Consider the following 2,794-nt stretch of genomic DNA (forward strand, 5'->3'; position numbering starts at 1 on the left):
GGTAGTACCAGACGTGTACAAAATTTCGGCGTCATCGGTACTGAATACTTCAATGGAAGGTTCTAATGCATTTTCGCTTACCACGCTTTCCCAAAACCGCGACACATACGATAATCAAAGACAATGAATGGTTATAGTGTGTAATATGACCGCTGAGGGGATAATCCATATGAGAAAGCAGTTAAAAATAGGAACGATGATTCACGGTGTCGGCGAGAAGACCCATCCCCGTCATGCCAAATTTCGATAACTGTCGATGAACCATTCATATCAAAGTGAGGCCATATCCAGGTTTTCTCACGTCCAAACCAGCCCTTTCCTATAACGGGTTTATACACGATATTATCCGTGAAAGAAAAGGCGTAGAAGTTATTACAAGTTGCTATCCAAAAAGTTTCTTGTAAAAGAAAAGTCAGTGAAGAAGGATTTTCGATTGTGAGTTTAAAAACAGGAAAACGTTTGTTTTTCAGCCCCTCAAATCTTAATATGTACCCAATGTTTTTACCTTTGAAAAGGCGTTCTAAATCCTCTTCCATTCCACTAAACGGTTCCCTACTGAAGTCGAATAAATTTCAGTTAGACTGACTGGAAGTGCTCCTGCATTTAAAATACCAGCTAAGTTTTGAGTTTCCTCAACTGTGAAAGCACCTGAAATTTCAACTGAAGGTGAATTGAAACGCTGGGAAACACTCGGAGCTGACACAAATTTCTGATTAGGTTTCGCCATTTCGGCAGCGTAGGAATCCACGCCTTCTTCAAAATCCAGCCAGATGACTAGGACATTACTTGGCGGTGGCATTTGTGAAATTTCGCTTGTGATTTCGGCGAATTTGCCTGAATCATTCAATTCCAAAATGACTATTGGCTGCCCATTTTCATCGAAATTAGCAGCTGCCTCCCCCTGCTTCAAGTCATTACCAGTAAGCATAACTTCATCTTCCACATTGCGGAAAGTCAAATTAGCTTCCGTAGACAAAAGCTCCCGTGCCGTCGCCTGATCTTCCACTCCGGCAAGCTGGACGCGGACACGATTGTCTCCTTCAATGGTAATGACCGGTTCACTGACGCCGAGCACATTAATCCGGCTCATAAGTGCATCTGTCGTATCAGCCAAAATATCTTGAGTAATTTCCTCCCCGTCTTCCAGCGGTTGTACCTCATACAGGACTTCAAATCCCCCCTGCATGTCTTGAAGCTCTTTCAGTCCTTCTACATCGTTATTTTGACTGAGTTGCGCTGCAATTTCTCCAATCAACGTTGGCTGATGGTCCATCGGAATTGAAAAAGCCTCTCCTACAAACAAAGCAGATCCAGTTTTTAGATATGCAATTCTTATAAGCTGGGAATCGGTTATATAAGGAATACTTCTCCTCATTTGATCTATATCTACGTTATTTCGGATTCTGTGAAGAATGAAATTATTGCATTGAGATAATACTGTTTTAGAAAGCTCACTAGGTCTCTGGCTAGCTAAAATCATAAAAATTCCGAATTTTCTTCCTTCTTTAGCAATTTTTTCGAATATTTTTAGAGAAATAATGTTTTGCTGGTCTTTATTTTCAATAATATATTTATGAGCCTCATCAAATACAAAATGAAATAGTTGAACAGGCTTGCCTATTATTTGCCTTAAATCTTTCTGCTCTTTATAAATAAGCCTTAAAATATAACTCGTAAAAAATATGAGATCGGAATCTTCAATGTTTGAACACTTAAATATTGTAAATCCCTTTTCAAATTTCAATGATTCTTGGAAAGTTTCTTTTTTAGTTATATCATTATCGAATAAGGTTTTAACGGGTCGTTGTTATCGAACCTTTTAGATACAAGCGAGATGCGATAAATTGTTTAGTTGCGTCTTTTGCAACTTTACAAGTTGTCCACAGACCTTTAGGTGCAGCAAATCCAACTGGTATTGCTAGTGAAGGTTATTTTTACGATATCATTAAAGGAAAATACCAAGTGATTGAAACAGTTTTAAACGCAAAATTCGAAATTCCTTTTAGTAATTTCCTTCCAATATTTATTGGAAAACTAGAACACCATCAACATTTCAAAGTAAAAAAATTTGAAAAAGAAGCAATTGCTGCTTTTCTTTCTTACCAATATATAAGAACAAAAAGATTTAGAGAAGAGTCGGTTCGTCTTTTTGATGATTCTAATATATATCTTTCTGAGCTTTTAATAATTGTTCTACCGTTTGCTCTGGCTGCTCATCAGGGGATTGTTCTAACAGACCGATCTTACTGCCTTTTTTCCACGTCACGACTCCTTCAGTTGGCTGTAAGGTTCCCGCGAGTACATTTAATAACGTTGACTTTCCTTCTCCGTTTCTTCCGACAAGTAAGATGTAAATTGAGTTTTTAATTGGAGTAAATAAGGTTTTAGATATGGAGAAAAAGACAGTTTTATTATTCCTTCGCCCTCTTGATAACGTTGACTCGCTACCCAGTTCGTTGTTATAAAACCATCTTCATCAGGTATGAAAATAGTTTTCGCTTGCAGATTTAAAGCTACTTCCTTAATTTCCTCATATTTTGCATGTCCTTTTAGACCTAACATTTCACTAAATTCTTTTATTGAAATGCTGTATTCTTTAAAATCTATATCACTCGGTTGAATCATAGAAACCATAGTTAAAATAATCTTTTGTTCTCGTGCGGATAATGGCTTCATGTGCCTAGCTTCAATTAGTCTATTTGATTGAGTTACAACATGATTTTCATTCAAAATAACACTCCTTTTTAAATTTGTGTCCTTTAAATATAAATTAACCTTAGCAGCAATTCCATAA

Annotated in this window: 3 protein-coding genes and 1 pseudogene; 1 reads left to right on the top strand and 3 read right to left on the bottom strand. The window is 36.9% G+C overall.

Annotated features, from left to right (window positions below; translation table 11 throughout):
• Positions 1 to 520: 520 nt before the first annotated feature.
• The gene (locus ABZ924_RS38370) at positions 521 to 1,744 is read right to left on the bottom strand and encodes a hypothetical protein (protein ID WP_361920354.1); all 1,224 of its coding nucleotides are present in this window, start codon (positions 1,742 to 1,744) and stop codon (positions 521 to 523) included.
• Between the two features lie 95 nt (positions 1,745 to 1,839).
• Between ABZ924_RS38370 and ABZ924_RS38375 the strand changes: the two are divergent.
• A pseudogene (locus ABZ924_RS38375) lies at positions 1,840 to 2,130 on the top strand (DUF4238 domain-containing protein); the annotation flags it as partial.
• 28 nt (positions 2,131 to 2,158) lie between these two features.
• On the opposite strand, the gene ABZ924_RS38380 reads toward ABZ924_RS38375, so the two are convergent.
• A complete protein-coding gene (locus tag ABZ924_RS38380; protein WP_361920358.1) occupies positions 2,159 to 2,392 on the bottom strand; it encodes an ATP-binding cassette domain-containing protein in 234 nt (77 codons plus the stop codon).
• On the bottom strand, positions 2,305 to 2,794 hold a 490-nt coding region (locus ABZ924_RS38385; protein ID WP_361920356.1), incomplete at its 5' end, for a replication initiation protein. The genes ABZ924_RS38380 and ABZ924_RS38385, both read right to left, overlap by 88 nt.

This window comes from Streptomyces sp. NPDC046876 (assembly GCF_040645035.1).
Classification (GTDB): Bacteria; Actinomycetota; Actinomycetes; order Streptomycetales; family Streptomycetaceae; genus Streptomyces.